The organism is Paenibacillus sp. NPDC058177, from assembly GCF_042883835.1.
Taxonomy (GTDB): Bacteria; Bacillota; Bacilli; order Paenibacillales; family Paenibacillaceae; genus Paenibacillus_AQ; species Paenibacillus_AQ agri.
In genome coordinates, this window is sequence record NZ_JBHVVB010000001.1 from 115,533 (window position 1) to 129,064 (window position 13,532).

At 49.3% G+C, this 13,532-nt stretch carries 14 protein-coding genes; 11 read left to right on the forward strand and 3 right to left on the reverse strand.

All coding sequences use genetic code 11. The features are described 5' to 3' along the window. Nucleotides 1-185: 185 nt before the first annotated feature. Both ACFVU8_RS00490 and ACFVU8_RS00495 read left to right on the forward strand, forming a co-directional pair. Nucleotides 186-638, forward strand: coding sequence for a flavodoxin (locus ACFVU8_RS00490; RefSeq protein WP_175373598.1), 453 nt, complete (start codon nt 186-188; stop codon nt 636-638). A 23-nt stretch (nt 639-661) separates the two neighbouring features. Then, nucleotides 662-1,420 (forward strand): hypothetical protein, encoded by a 759-nt coding sequence (locus ACFVU8_RS00495; protein ID WP_387425440.1) that lies wholly within the window; start codon nt 662-664, stop codon nt 1,418-1,420. 125 nt (nt 1,421-1,545) lie between these two features. Here the strand turns inward: ACFVU8_RS00495 and ACFVU8_RS00500 are convergent, their stop codons facing one another. Beyond that, nucleotides 1,546-2,388: a GNAT family N-acetyltransferase gene (locus ACFVU8_RS00500; protein WP_387425441.1), complete on the reverse strand. Its 843-nt coding sequence runs from the start codon at nt 2,386-2,388 to the stop codon at nt 1,546-1,548. A 69-nt stretch (nt 2,389-2,457) separates the two neighbouring features. Beyond that, nucleotides 2,458-2,751 carry a GNAT family N-acetyltransferase gene (locus ACFVU8_RS00505; protein WP_175373595.1) on the reverse strand — a complete coding sequence of 98 codons (294 nt, stop codon included), beginning with the start codon at nt 2,749-2,751 and terminating at the stop codon, nt 2,458-2,460. 168 nt (nt 2,752-2,919) lie between these two features. Here ACFVU8_RS00505 and ACFVU8_RS00510 point away from each other — a divergent pair, with 168 nt between their 5' ends. The 8 genes from ACFVU8_RS00510 to ACFVU8_RS00545 all read left to right on the forward strand — a co-directional run bounded on the left by ACFVU8_RS00510 (nt 2,920) and on the right by ACFVU8_RS00545 (nt 11,272). Next, complete coding sequence (locus tag ACFVU8_RS00510; protein ID WP_387425443.1) at nt 2,920-3,825, forward strand: ArsR/SmtB family transcription factor; 906 nt, start codon at nt 2,920-2,922, stop codon at nt 3,823-3,825. A gap of 221 nt (nt 3,826-4,046) precedes the next feature. Further along, the gene (locus ACFVU8_RS00515) at nt 4,047-5,813 is read left to right on the forward strand and encodes an ABC transporter substrate-binding protein (protein ID WP_379464636.1); all 1,767 of its coding nucleotides are present in this window, start codon (nt 4,047-4,049) and stop codon (nt 5,811-5,813) included. A gap of 61 nt (nt 5,814-5,874) precedes the next feature. Beyond that, a complete protein-coding gene (locus ACFVU8_RS00520) occupies nt 5,875-6,831 on the forward strand; it encodes an ABC transporter permease (protein ID WP_066362923.1) in 957 nt (318 codons plus the stop codon). Between the two features lie 12 nt (nt 6,832-6,843). Continuing rightward, nucleotides 6,844-7,767, forward strand: coding sequence for an oligopeptide ABC transporter permease (gene opp4C, locus ACFVU8_RS00525; RefSeq protein WP_066362920.1), 924 nt, complete (start codon nt 6,844-6,846; stop codon nt 7,765-7,767). 12 nt (nt 7,768-7,779) lie between these two features. Beyond that, the gene (locus tag ACFVU8_RS00530) at nt 7,780-8,763 is read left to right on the forward strand and encodes an ABC transporter ATP-binding protein (protein ID WP_387425445.1); all 984 of its coding nucleotides are present in this window, start codon (nt 7,780-7,782) and stop codon (nt 8,761-8,763) included. Next, nucleotides 8,756-9,721 carry an ABC transporter ATP-binding protein gene (locus ACFVU8_RS00535; protein ID WP_387425446.1) on the forward strand — a complete coding sequence of 322 codons (966 nt, stop codon included), beginning with the start codon at nt 8,756-8,758 and terminating at the stop codon, nt 9,719-9,721. The genes ACFVU8_RS00530 and ACFVU8_RS00535 overlap by 8 nt, the downstream gene beginning before the upstream one ends. A 242-nt stretch (nt 9,722-9,963) precedes the next feature. Next, complete coding sequence (locus ACFVU8_RS00540; RefSeq protein ID WP_387425448.1) at nt 9,964-10,437, forward strand: GNAT family N-acetyltransferase; 474 nt, start codon at nt 9,964-9,966, stop codon at nt 10,435-10,437. Between the two features lie 223 nt (nt 10,438-10,660). Further along, nucleotides 10,661-11,272, forward strand: coding sequence for a 50S ribosomal protein L25 (locus ACFVU8_RS00545; protein ID WP_387425450.1), 612 nt, complete (start codon nt 10,661-10,663; stop codon nt 11,270-11,272). Nucleotides 11,273-11,550: 278 nt separating this feature from the next. Here the strand turns inward: ACFVU8_RS00545 and ACFVU8_RS00550 are convergent, their stop codons facing one another. Continuing rightward, nucleotides 11,551-12,540: a GNAT family N-acetyltransferase gene (locus ACFVU8_RS00550; protein WP_387425452.1), complete on the reverse strand. Its 990-nt coding sequence runs from the start codon at nt 12,538-12,540 to the stop codon at nt 11,551-11,553. Between the two features lie 354 nt (nt 12,541-12,894). Between ACFVU8_RS00550 and ACFVU8_RS00555 the strand changes: the two genes are divergently transcribed. Continuing rightward, nucleotides 12,895-13,524, forward strand: coding sequence for a YhbD family protein (locus tag ACFVU8_RS00555; RefSeq protein ID WP_387425454.1), 630 nt, complete (start codon nt 12,895-12,897; stop codon nt 13,522-13,524). The last annotated feature ends 8 nt before the right edge of the window (nt 13,525-13,532 follow it).

Consider the following 13,532-nt stretch of genomic DNA (forward strand, 5'->3'; position numbering starts at 1 on the left):
ACAACTAAATCTGAAGGGGAAGTATTATTTATAGTTGACACTGATAATCATTATCAAATAGAATGGTTATGAAAATGTTAACCTTATGATTGCAGGAATAGAAATCGAGAAATGTTCACAACCATAGGTGAGTCAGACTATAGGATGTTTACAGCGATAAAGTTGGATTGGGGAGGAACAGATTTATGGCTAAAGTATTAGTAGCGTATGCCAGTCTTACTGGAAATACAGAAGAGATTGCTGAATTGATCGTAGAAGGAATAAAACAGGCAGGCGGAGAGGCTGTATTGAAATCAGTCACCGACTGTAATGCTGATGAGATAAAAGAATATGAGGGTGTATTGCTGGGTGCCTACACATGGGGCGACGGTGAGTTGCCGGATGAATTCCTTGATTTCTATGAAGAAATGGATGAACTGAATCTGTCTGGCTTCAAGGCGGCGGCCTTCGGTAGCGGTGATACAGGGTATGAGATCTATTGCGGTGCCGTAGACACCATTGAGCAGAAGCTGAAGGAACTGGGCGCAGAGATCGTGCAGGAGAGTCTGAAGATCGAATACGGGCCGAGCGCTACTGAGAAAGATGCCTGCCGGCAGTTCGGGCGCCAATTCATCGAAGCCTGCGCGGCGGTTTCATAGGGATGGGCCGGCTGGCAGGCAGTATGGCAGCAAGCACAGGAGGCGAACCAGTCGCACAGTACAGCCGTCTGCATGACTACCGGATGGAGCATATTATGCAAGGCGGATCGGTAAAACAGGGCAAAGGCGCTTTAGCGACAGGGCTTCCCCGCTGGCGGCAGCAGGTGCAGTATGCGGTAGGGCATACACTGAACGATTTCTACAGTCTTCAGCCCGAGGTACGCAGAGAGACCCCTGTACAGTTTCTACTGGAACGCCGGTGGCCGCCCAAGGGTGAGGCGTTTCCATCACTGCTGCATTATTGGGACATCAAGACTACCATCGCCGATGAACTGATGCGGATTGTCTCTGTCAATCATTTGCAGGAAATTCCTGTGATGCTCTATGAGCAGTGGTTCGTCCCTGTCCCCGAATTGGAAGTGGACTTGTCGATGATCTTTCAGCTGGCCTGGAATTCCGGGACACCGGGGCGTAGCCTCAGCATACAGAAATTCATGGTCAACGGGAACGAGGACGTGATCACTGGATTTCTACATATGAGCAACGTGTTTTGTAACCAAGCTTACGGACAACCGCCAGAAACGGTGGAAATCTATTCGCTGCTGGATGGACGCAAGCATTCCTTCGATGGCGGGGCAGTTTCATATGCGGAATCTCTGGATTATGTGCGCTTGTTGTCGGTGTTTCTGGACCAAGCAGAACTGGCAGACCGAGTCGTTTGCTCCAGTAACCGCAGGAGCGACAAGAATGAGGATGTCTGCGGACGTTACGGATTGATGTAACAGAGCATAAGCGATGTTTCTAATCGAAAAAAACAAAGAACACCCTTTCCTCCGGTCATACAGACCAGACTAGAAAGGGTGTTCTGTTTACATTTTATTCGTTAACAGGCCGTATCAGCACTGACTTAACCGATAAACTGATAATAGTCCTGCTTATTCAAAATCACAAAACCGCAGCTTTCATACAGCTTTAGCGCGTTGGGATTATCCAGCGCAACTTCCAGATTGATGCCATTGTAATTACGCTGCTCGCGCTCAATCGTCTGCAGTAAGGCACTGCGACCGATGCCGAGACCCCGCATGGTTTTATCCACAGTAAAGCCATAAATCCAGGTCTCATTATTTTCTGTGTTCAGGCGCATCTTACCTACAGGCCGTCCGTCAAATTCAAGGATGATGTGTTCTTCCGCTGCATCATGCTTGTTCAATTCGGTGGCTTCCTCCAGCGACAGGCCAAAAGCATCGGCATCCAGTTGGTTTAAGAAGGCAGTCTCTTCCGTACGTGCCGGGCGCATATTCACAGAGGCTCTCGCTGAACTGTCACCACCGCTATAGCGCTTGGCAGCTGCGCTGTCCCATTTCATCTGATACTCGGCATGACTAAAGGTCAGCGGCAGTGTAGCAAGAAATCCTGCCCCTGAGGTAGAGGCCCCAGGCGCATTCAGTAGAATCTTCTTGAACTCTTTAGCCTTGATGATATCCAGTGCCTGGTTCCATAGCTTTGTGAAAATCCCCCGTCGCCGGTAGCCCGGACGAACCATTCCGCAGATTTCCACCTCGCTGCCAAAAGCATAAAGCCCAATAAATCCAACGAGCAATCCGTCCTCGTAGCTTACAAGCCATTCCGCTCCACCGGGAGCAGAGCCTAAGCGCAATGATTCCCAGTTCAGCTTGAGCGAGATGCCATCATACTGCTCGCATTTTTGTTGCAATTCTTCTATATCTTTCAATGTGTTAGTTGTAGTCAAACCCGTTCCCTCCAAATGTGACGGTATCCCGCCCGATTATAGTAGTTCTGGGGAAACGGGGGCCGACCTTCAGGAAGACCGGCTTCCGTCTCCGCTCAGTACATCCTGGTACTCAGGATGCTTCTTGAATTGATGCGCTGCGTAGGAGCATTCCGGTACTATTTTCAAATGCTCTGCACGTGCTTTGTCCACGACAGCCTTAACGAGATCTTCCCCGGCACCTTGGCCGCGCAGCTCTTCAGAGACGAATGTATGGTCAATGACCAGGTCTCCAGTCTTTTCATCAGCTGCATATGTAATCTCGGCAAGGTCTTTGTCGTCACCGGCAACAAAAAAACGACCTTCTCCATGTTGAATTTTCATCTTATAAATCATCCCCCGAAAAGTTAATGCCTATATCTTACTACTTCTGTTTTCAAAAAGCGATAGAAGAGTACTTACAAACCGAATGCTTGCGCGTTCGCCGGGATATACAATAAGATAAAAGCACTAATCTGGCACTGAACAGAAGCTGCAAAAGGAGGAATGCCCATGAATTACGAGGTTGAGGTTCAATTTGAACCTGTCTATGAATTACTGAACAGCGTACATACGTTTATATGCAGGAAGTCCTATAAGAAGATTGATCTGGGCCAGGCTTGGGCGGTGGAAACGCGAAATATGCTGAGCAAGGAACTGCTGAACCTTCTGGATGAGACGGAGCTGAATAATGATTGGAAGACACTGAACCTGCTCATTTACCAGTGTCCCTGTAAGGAGAGTGTGGAAAGTGTTCTGGACTGGATCGAAGGGTTGACGGTCGGGGAAATTTACGAGACCCTTTCGGAATTTGTCACAGTGTTTCCTGTTCAGATGGAGGCGTTTCGCGGTAAAATGCTCTTTTTACTGAGAGAGTGGAACGCACAGTATTTCAGCCAGCAGAAGCCAGAGGTTACCCGGCGGCTGCAAGGTCATGCGGATCAGAAAAAGGAAGAACTAAAGGTGTTGTCCCCGGAAGATTTTATCAATCAGACTACGAACGGCTTTTATTTTAACCCCATAGACGGACTTCAGAAGCTGATACTAATTCCGCAATTTCATTTCCAGCCAGCTAACATCATCTACCACTATGGCAAAATAACAATCTGTCATTACTCCGCACGGATTTCACTGGCAGAGGAGGAAGAGATGTCCCCGTTCATGTACCGGACGATCCGCAGTTTGGGAGAGAAGAGTCGTCTACGAATTCTGCAATCCCTCAGTGGAGAGCGTAAAACTTTTACCGAAATCGTCAAGGATGCCGGTATCTCCAAGGGAATTGTCCATGATCATATTTTCAACCTGCGCTGCGCGGGTTTGCTGTACGCCTATATTGACGGAGAGAATGTAACGACTTATAGCCTGCGTTTGGACGGGCTGCACAAGATGAACGAGCAATTGCTGGAGTATTTAAAATAACTTCATATTCCATGAACAATAGGGCGCCCTAGGCGCTCTTTTTGTTTTATCAGGAAGATATTGAAATATTTAAATTCTTTATAAACAGAAAAATAATTAAGTTCTCTATTTACAGAACACTAATTTCTTTCTATAATGTGAACTATCGGTTTTTAAACATACTTAGTGGGTAGGAATAATAGTTATTGCTGAATACCACAGAAAAACAGGGAGATGAGTCCATGAAACAACGATTAATGCTGATCACTACATTGCTGCTTACCGGTTCACTGCTGCTGTCCGCTTGCGGAGGCAACAATGCCAATACGGCCGGAAACGATGCGACTAAAGGGAATACGGGAACAACGAACACAAGTACGGCTCAAAGTCCCGCCACGAATGCTCCGGGAGCGGAAGTTGTACCGGCTGGTGCGCTAAGCGAACCGTTCACAGCCACCGATTTGTCCAAGCTTCCGGCTACCGCGCAGAAGCGTAATGATACGATTATTGTAGGTTTGACCGATCCCAGCGGGGCGTTCACCCCTTATTTTCAACAAAGCGGATATGACGGCAACGTTTCTTCCTTGCTCTATGCCTCACTCGTAACTGTGGATGAAAAAGGTGTGCCCACACCGGAGCTGGCGGAGAGCTGGGATATATCAGAGGATGGACTTACATACACTTTTCACCTTCGCAAAGATCTGAAGTTCAGCGACGGCTCACCATTGACTGCAGATGATGTGGCTTTTACCTGGACCATTCAATATGACAAGGCTTATGACGGCGGTTCCCAGCTTCCGACGCTGAATGTGAAGGGTGGCAAAGCATACAAGGAAGGCACAGCTCAAAGCATCGAAGGTATCAAGGTCATTGATCCACAGACGATCTCAGCCACACTTGAAGTACCTAACGCGACAGCGCTGGTGACCCTGGGCTCGAACGTATTGTCGAAAGCCTACTATGGCAAGGACTATAAGTTCGGTCATCTGGAATATATCAAGAAGCTTCATGAACATCCGCTCGGCGATGGTCCTTACAAGCTGGAGAAGTTTATTCCGGGGCAGGAAGTCCGCTTCGTCGCCAACGAGAATTATTTTAAAGGCAAGCCTAAGACGGAACACTTCATCTACAAAACAACTGAAGGCGATGTATGGCAGTTCCTGGAGACCGGAGAAGTGGATTATGCTGCGTTCAGTGCAACAGAAGAGAATATCGAGAAGCTGAAGGGCCTGGGTTTTGTGAACATCATTCCTTATACGCCAAGCACCTATGGTTATATGCAAGTCAATCTGAAGCATGAGCAGGTAAAAGATAAGCTGGTGCGTCAGGCGATTGTATACGGTCTGGACCGGCAAAGTATCTATGTAGATGCTGCCCAAGGTGCAGGGTCTGTAGCCAATATTCCGGCATCGCCAATCTCATGGGCCTATACGGAAGAAGGCATCAATCCATACAAATATGATCCGGAAAAAGCTAAACAACTTCTGGATGAAGCAGGCTGGAAGGTAGGGTCTAATGGCATCCGTGAAAAGGACGGCAAGCCGCTGTCGATTCATTACCTGGGCTCTAAGAGCAAGAACACGGATATTTTTATCGCTGTAGCCAAGGAGAACTTTGCAGCGATCGGCATTGATTTCCAGCCGGAAGTGTTCGCTGACTTCAACTCGCTCGTTTCCAAAGTGGAAGGCGGGGATTATGATCTCGTTTCCTTCTCTACCAGCATGCTGACCGATCCATCTGAGGGCTTCATGCAATTCTTTAATGGTGAAATCAAGGATTACGATAATCCAAAATTCATAGAGCTGTACAACAAGGCGCTGGCGACCACGGATATTGAACAGCGCAAGGTGGTTTACAAAGAGCTGTATCAGCTGTTTAACGACGAACTGCCGATTATTTTTACCAACTATAAGAAGACAGTGTATGCCTATAACGGCCGCATCGGCAATCTCACCGTCAGTCCGTACATCGGACTTGCTGGCAGCCTGCCGGAATGGACGCTGAAATAAAACAGCAAACGTCCCCTGCTTGCACGACTCTGGGCAGGGGATGTTTGATAAGGAGCCTGTCATGAGCACTTATTTAACTAAACGATTACTGTACATGATTATTATCCTGTTCGGGGCCTCGCTGCTGATCTTCTGTCTGTATGCCTCGACACCCGGGGATTTCATCACTGGCAATATCAAATTGACGGCGGAACGTAAAGCCGAACTGCGGGAGATCTACGGTCTTAATAAGCCAGTGCTGGAACGTTATGGGCTCTGGATGAAGAACGCGCTGCACGGTGACTTTGGTTACTCGCTGGCTCAGCAGAAGCCGGTGCTGCAACTGTTCAATGATTACATTTGGAATTCATTTCTGCTGGCCGCTGTATCCACGTTTCTAACCTGGGTGATTGCGGTCATTATCGGAGTAGTCTCGGCCTATAAGCAGTATTCCTGGTTCGATACATTGGTGATGGTGGCGATTTTTGCGGCGATGTCGCTCCCGTCCTTCTTTATTGGTCTCTTCCTGATTAAGATTCTGGCCGTGGACCTGAAATGGCTGCCGCCGGGCGGAATCATAACGACAGGCAGCAACGCCACCGGGTGGGAATACATCAAAGAAGTCGTGAGGCATATGGCACTGCCGGTTATCGTTATGACGCTGCTGGGACTCGGCTCACTGACCCGCTATTTCCGCAGCAATATGATTGATGTGCTGAGACAAGATTATATCCGCACAGCCCGGGCCAAAGGCTTAAGGGAACGCAAGGTGCTGTTCACGCATGCACTTCGCAATGCCCTGCTTCCAGCGATTACGCTGGTTGGATTCGAGCTTCCGGCGTTGTTCGGCGGGTCGCTGATTATTGAGAAGATTTTTAATTGGCCAGGCATTGGCCAGCTATACATGCAGTCCTTCGGACTGAGGGATTATCCTCTGCTGATGGGCTTTACAATGTTTATTGCAATACTGACCGTAATCGGAACGCTGCTATCGGACTTGCTCTATCGCATTGCCGATCCGCGGGTCCGGTTGCAATGAGGAGGGAGTACATTGGCTGTTAACAGCAGTTTAGCTCCGGTACGCCGGGCAGGGGCAGCAAGCGGGAGGTCCTCGTTATTCAGGCAGTCTGTGCGGAGGCTTCTTCATAACAAGCTGGCGATGTCCGGATTTGTGGTTGTCCTGTTTATGTTTGCGCTGTGTTTTGTGGGCCCGCTATTCTCCCCCTATACAGACAACAAGATCAATATGGCGATGATGAACAAGGCGCCAGGACTGAAGCATTGGCTCGGGACGGATGCCTTGGGAAGAGATATTCTGACCCGTGTCATGCAGGCCGGGCGTATATCCCTTACAGTCGGGCTGGCTTCTATGGTCTTGTCCGTCTTTATTGGTGCTCTACTGGGAGCAGTGGCTGGGTATTATCGTGGCGTCGCTGACCAGATTATCATGCGGGTCGCCGATCTATTGCTTACTGTTCCCGGTCTGCCGTTACTGTTCATCTTCGGTGCGTTGTTGTCGGAGTGGAAAATTCCGACAGATTATCGTATGTATATCGTTATGCTGATGCTCAGTATTGTGAACTGGCCGGGGATGGCCCGGATGGTCAGAGGTCAGATGCTCAGCTTACGCGAGCGTGAATTTATGCAGGCAGCCGTTGTGCTGGGCCTTCGTGACCGGCGTAAGCTGTTCAATCATCTGCTGCCAAATATCATCCCGCTGCTGATTGTAATGGCCACGCTTAATATCGGCGGGGCGATACTCAGTGAATCGGTACTCAGCTTCTTTGGCCTGGGGGTTATGCCGCCTACGCCAACCTGGGGCAACATGATTGATGCGGCAAATAATATGATTGATTTTCAGCAGCGGCCATGGTTGTGGATTCCGCCGGGACTTTCTATTTTTGCTACAGTAATTGCCATTAACATATTCGGGGATGGTCTCAGAGATGTGCTGGACCCGAAACAGAAGAGGTAGGTGACCAGCATCATGAACAACTTAATGCGCATAGACGGTCTCAGCACGCACTTCTTCACGGAAGACGGTGAAGTCAAAGCCGTGGACGATGTCAGCTTCCGGGTGCGGGAAGGGGAGACCGTCTGTATTGTCGGCGAGTCCGGCTGCGGGAAAAGCGTGACTGCAATGTCCATTATGGGGCTTGTCGAGTCACCGGGCGGCAAAGTCACCAGCGGGAGCATTGAGTTTCAGGGAGAAGACCTGCTGCAACTGGATAAGCATACACTGCGCAGTACGCGTGGTCATGAGCTCGCAATGATTTTCCAGGAGCCGATGTCCTCATTGAATCCGGTGATCAAGATCGGGGAACAAATCATGGAACCGCTGCGGGTTCATCTGAAGCTGAACAAGAAGGAGGCACGCGCCAAAGCTATTGAACTGATTAGCCAAGTCGGTATTTCCCGGCCTGAGCAGATTGCAGATAGCTATCCGCATGAACTGAGCGGCGGGATGCTGCAGCGGATTATGATCGCCATCGCGATTTCCTGCGGTCCGAAGCTGCTCATCGCCGACGAACCGACTACAGCGCTGGATGTGACGATTCAAGCGCAGATTCTGGACATGCTGCGACAGTTCAAAGCCGACTCGGGTATGTCCATTCTGCTGATCACACATGATCTTGGCGTGGTAGCGGAGATGGCTGACTATGTGATCGTGATGTACTCCGGCAAGATCGTGGAGGAGGGCGAGGTTGTAGAATTATTCAGCAATCCCAAGCATCCGTACACCCGGGGATTGCTCAAATCGAAGCCGGTGATCAATCAGCGGCAGGAAGAGCTGTACTCGATTCCGGGACAGGTGCCGAATCCCCTGGAGCTTGCACCCTCCTGTTACTTTCATGATCGCTGCGAACATTGCATGCCAGTGTGCCGCAGCAAGGAGCCTGTTCTGCAAGACGTTGACAACGGACAAAAGGTGTCTTGCTGGCTTTATGAGGAGGCGTTAGTCCATGCCTGAGACGTTGCTGGAAGTGAATCACTTGAAGAAGTATTTTCCAATTACGAAAGGCTTGCTTAACCGCACAGTGGGTCAGGTCAAGGCCGTGGATGACATTAGCATCCGGCTGCAGCCCGGGGAGACCTTCGGGCTGGTCGGAGAATCCGGCAGCGGCAAAAGTACGGTTGGCCGCACCATTCTCCGTTTGACGGAGAAAACGGCCGGCGAAGTGAAGTTCAAGGGTGTGGATATCCACACCCTGCCGCCCGAAGAGCTGCGCGGGCTGCGGCCCAAGATGCAGCTGATCTTCCAGGACCCGTACAGCTCGCTGAATCCGCGGGTACGGGTAGGGGATGCCATCGGCGAAGCGCTGCTGGATCACGGGTTATGTCCCCGTAGCGATGTGCGCGATCTAGTGCTGGAAACGCTGGAATCCTGCGGATTATCGTCGTACCATATCGACCGTTTCCCGCATGAATTCTCGGGCGGGCAGCGTCAGCGGATTGGCATTGCGCGGGCGTTGATTCTGAATCCCGAGCTGATCATCGCAGACGAGCCGGTCTCTGCACTGGATGTATCCATCCAGGCCCAGATTATCAACCTGTTCAGCAAGCTGCAGCAAAGCCGGGGACTAACGTATTTGTTCATCTCCCATGATCTCAGTGTGGTGGAGCATTTATGCTCAACCATCGGAGTCATGTACCTTGGCTCTATGGTCGAGACGGCATCCCGGGACGAACTGTTCCGGCATCCGCTGCATCCCTATACCAAGGCGTTGCTGTCAGCGGTGCCGATTCCGATCCCGAAGCTGAAGCGGGAGAGGATTGTGCTGAAGGGTGATATTCCGAGCCCGGCGAATCCGCCATCGGGCTGTAAATTCCATACGCGCTGCCCCTTCGCCGAAGAGGTCTGCCGCTCACAGGTTCCCGTCTTCCGGGATGCCGGAGGCGGACATTTTGTAGCGTGTCATCTGGTTTAGGTGCGCCGAAAAGCTTAACTTTACTCGATAGGGTACTGGAATAACGGAATGGCTCCTGTTATTTTGCTTCAATTCTCTTCTTTTCTAAAGATAACTGGAAAAACTCCTGTTAATTACCTCATGACTAGAGCATTACGGAGAAAAGAGGTTAGATTATTAAGTTCATACTACGTTAGTTGCCTCAGCCCTGTGAAAAAATGATAAAATGGGTTTTATTACCTAAGAACAGGGGATGGAGAGACATGAGGGTGACACTTGCAAAGGCTGTGGAGTCAGACGCGGAAGCTCTTCACAACATTCAAGTCCAAGCTTTTTTGCCTTCGTTGGAAAAATACAAGGATGAGGATACCAGTCCGGCCAATGAAGACATTGAAAAGGTGATGGGCAGAATTACGAATCCTCAGGGCGGATTTTATAAAATTGTGCTGGATGACGTGCTCGTCGGGGGCATACGCGCGACTTGGAAAGAGGATGAGACCCGGATGTGGGTGGGGCCACTCTTTATCCTTCCTGAATACCAGGGAAAGGGGATAGCCCAAAGAGCGCTTAATCTGATCATGGAAATGTTCCCGCAGGCGGCTACTTGGGAGCTAGCGACGATTGCACAGGAAGAACGAAACTGCTGGCTGTATGAAAAAATGGGTTTTGCAAAGACGGGGGAGCATAAGGTGTTAAATGATAAAGCAACGCTTGTCTTTTATCGGCGGATAGGATAAATACTTATTGATCAATGCGTCATTTGGGGTTTTGCTCGCGGTAGGATCAAAGTCCCGAATAATTTGAATTTTGGATATTTTTATCATTTATGACTTTTTTGACTTGTCCCACCCGCAGTGCTATACTGATTCCAATGCAGCTAAATATGGTTAATAAGAGACTGATTAGACATACATATCTAATCGGTCTTGTTTTTTAAATCCCTACTTAGGAGGAATTGTTATGAATACAACAGTACGTTTGACCGAAAGATCCGGCAAGGCTGCTTCCCAGCGGCGTAAAGGCTTTGTACCGGTCGTTGTCTACGGTGCAGGTTCAGATACTCACTCCTTTTCTGCGGATGCAAAAACGATCAACGAAATTTTGAGCAAGAATCCGCGGGCGATCCTGAAGCTTGAACTACCGGGCGCAGGCGCCAAAAATGCTGTAATTCAAGAAGCGCAACGCCAGCCGTTATCGCGCAATTTGCTGCATGTGGATTTTCAACAAATTGATATGAAGGCAGAACTGGATACTAAGGTTGCCTTTCATTTTACAGGAGACCCGGCGGGTGTGAAGAATGGGGGCGTACAGCAGGTAGAGTTGTATGAACTGGATATTCGCACACTGCCGGATAAATTGACGGCAACGTTCGATGTGGACATCAGCAGCCTGGAGATTGGTGATCAGCTGCTCGTCTCCGACCTGCCGAAGCATGAGGGCTGGGAGATATTGACACCGGAAGATACGCTAATCATCCGGATCGCACCGCCGGTAGCTGCAGAGGCGCCAGAAGCTGAAGAAGCTGGTGAAACGGCTGCAGACGCTGCTGCCGAGGCCAAGACTGAGGAATAAGACAGGCTGCGTTGTGGCGCTCGAACAGGTTTAAATCACAGGAGCAGGCAAATCCCTATGGGGAATTGTCTGCTCTTTTTTGTCACTATGAATAGGACGATTTATGGATCACTTGGTGCTAAAAGCTTGAATATACTTGTTCAGATCACTCCTGAACTTCCGGAGAATCATAAAATCGTAAATAACATGGGTGGGATCAGGATCTGTATCCTGATACAGGTAGTAACTGAAGCATGCTCATTTCTCCTAATTAGAAGTCTGTGACCAATCTGGCTTGTCTAGAAAGGACGTCCCAACATCCGGTAAGATCCTCGCAGTGGTGCATAGCCTAGGCGCCGGTTGATCTTTAGGATCGGAGCGTTAGTGGAATCGTTGTCTGTTCGGATATAATCTGCACGAACACGTCTGGCGAGCTGGATGGCTTTGAGTTTAAGTCCCAGCCCGACTTTACGGCCGCGATAGGCACGGCTTACCCCGGTATATTCATGATACATGCCGTTGGTTTGCTGATTGTGCAGCACATTGGATACTCCGACATACTTGTCGCCATCCGCAGCAATAATTACCTGTTCTGGCGCATAACCGTCTACCATCAAGTGCCATTTACGCCATTCTTCAATCACGGGAAAATCGCCTGTATATCCTGGAATATCAAACGCAGTTTCCTTATAAAGCTCATAAAGCTTCTGCTCAGAGACTTCGCCGGGCTCCTCCGCGAGTGTCGTGAAACGCAGGCCAGATTGCTCCAGCGACAAAATGACGCGTTCCTCGTCAAAATTCTCCCAGTCTACCTTCTCTATGTCCAGTACGGATTGAAAAATATGCCGCTCCTGTTCAAAGCCCCGATGTGCAGTAAAGTTAAGAGAATCCGGCTTATCGTCCCAAACCTGGGCCACAAGGGTGGAGGCTCCAAGCTGGCGGCCCCACTCAAGGGCAAGATCCAACAGCTTTTGCCCGATTCCCTGCCGACGGTGCTGCTCCGCTACGACCATCAGATTCACCAGTTGGCCCGGCTCCGTCCAGGGTGCACGCCAGCAATAGACATACCCCAGAATTTCATTCCTGTCATTCACCGCAACATGGCGGGTTCGGTCATAGCCTGCAAGCAGACCATGTCCATCTTTATAGGTATCACCAACCTCGTAGAGTTTGGCATCATCCTCCGCAAGCTGCTCAGCAGTGGTCGGCTCCGCCCACTCCGTATTAAGCAATTCGGCCAGTCCGGCGTAATCTTCCGGCAATTGCAAGGGCCGCAGTGTAATCGACATTGTGTTACCCCCTTCATTTCTTCTTTCATTATGGCTGGCCTGAAAACAGGATTATAGGGAAAAAACCGATATAGCAATTTTTGCCCATCTCCCAACCTAGACACCTTAGGGGATGTACTCCTTAGGGAACCATAAAATCATTCTCAGGGCGGAGGCTCCTTCACAGTGTTCTGGTATAGAATCAGAATGGAAAAAGAGGAGGAGACGTGAGCTGTTTAAACATTCACCGTAATGACGACCGAATTTTATGTAGGGCATTAAGTTCGTCTTCAATAGACTTAAATAGATTTAGGTTTAGTTTTAGATTTACAACGTAACAGTGTTATGTTACGATGATCGCGAGGAGTGATCAATATGGAAGAAAATCTGATATCCAAAAAGGATTTGCTGGATTTAACCGGCATATCATACGGCCAACTCTACCGCTGGAAGCGGAAGCAGCTGATTCCTGAGGAATGGTTTATCCGCAAATCAACCTTTACTGGGCAAGAAACCTTTTTTCCGAGAAAGATGATTCTGGCCCGTATCGATAACATTGTAAGTATGAAAGACGATCTCTCGCTGGATGAACTGGCGGACAAATTATCTTCAGCCCCGCCGCTCAGCAAGACAGTAATATCAGGTAAAGAGCTGTTGGAACGTAACATTGTTTCGACATTGGTATTAGAGCGCTTTGGCAAGCCACTGGAAGCAGAGGGGAAATACACGATTGATGAAGTGATGTATCTGTTCGTTATTGACAGCCTACTGAGCAGTGGAGAGATGAACCTTGAAGAAGGTGATCTGCTCTTCCGTACCTTACAGGAGAATTCGGCGAGATTGGAAGGGAAGGCATGGGAACTGTTTTTTATCCGCAAAATGGGTGTGACGTCGTTCCTTATTGCATATGCACCAACTGAGCTGATCTTTGATGCAGGGGTGCGGCTTGTCAACAGGATCACCGTAGGTAGTCTAATGGAGCAGTTAAGAGGAAAGCTTAATTAATGGAGGGA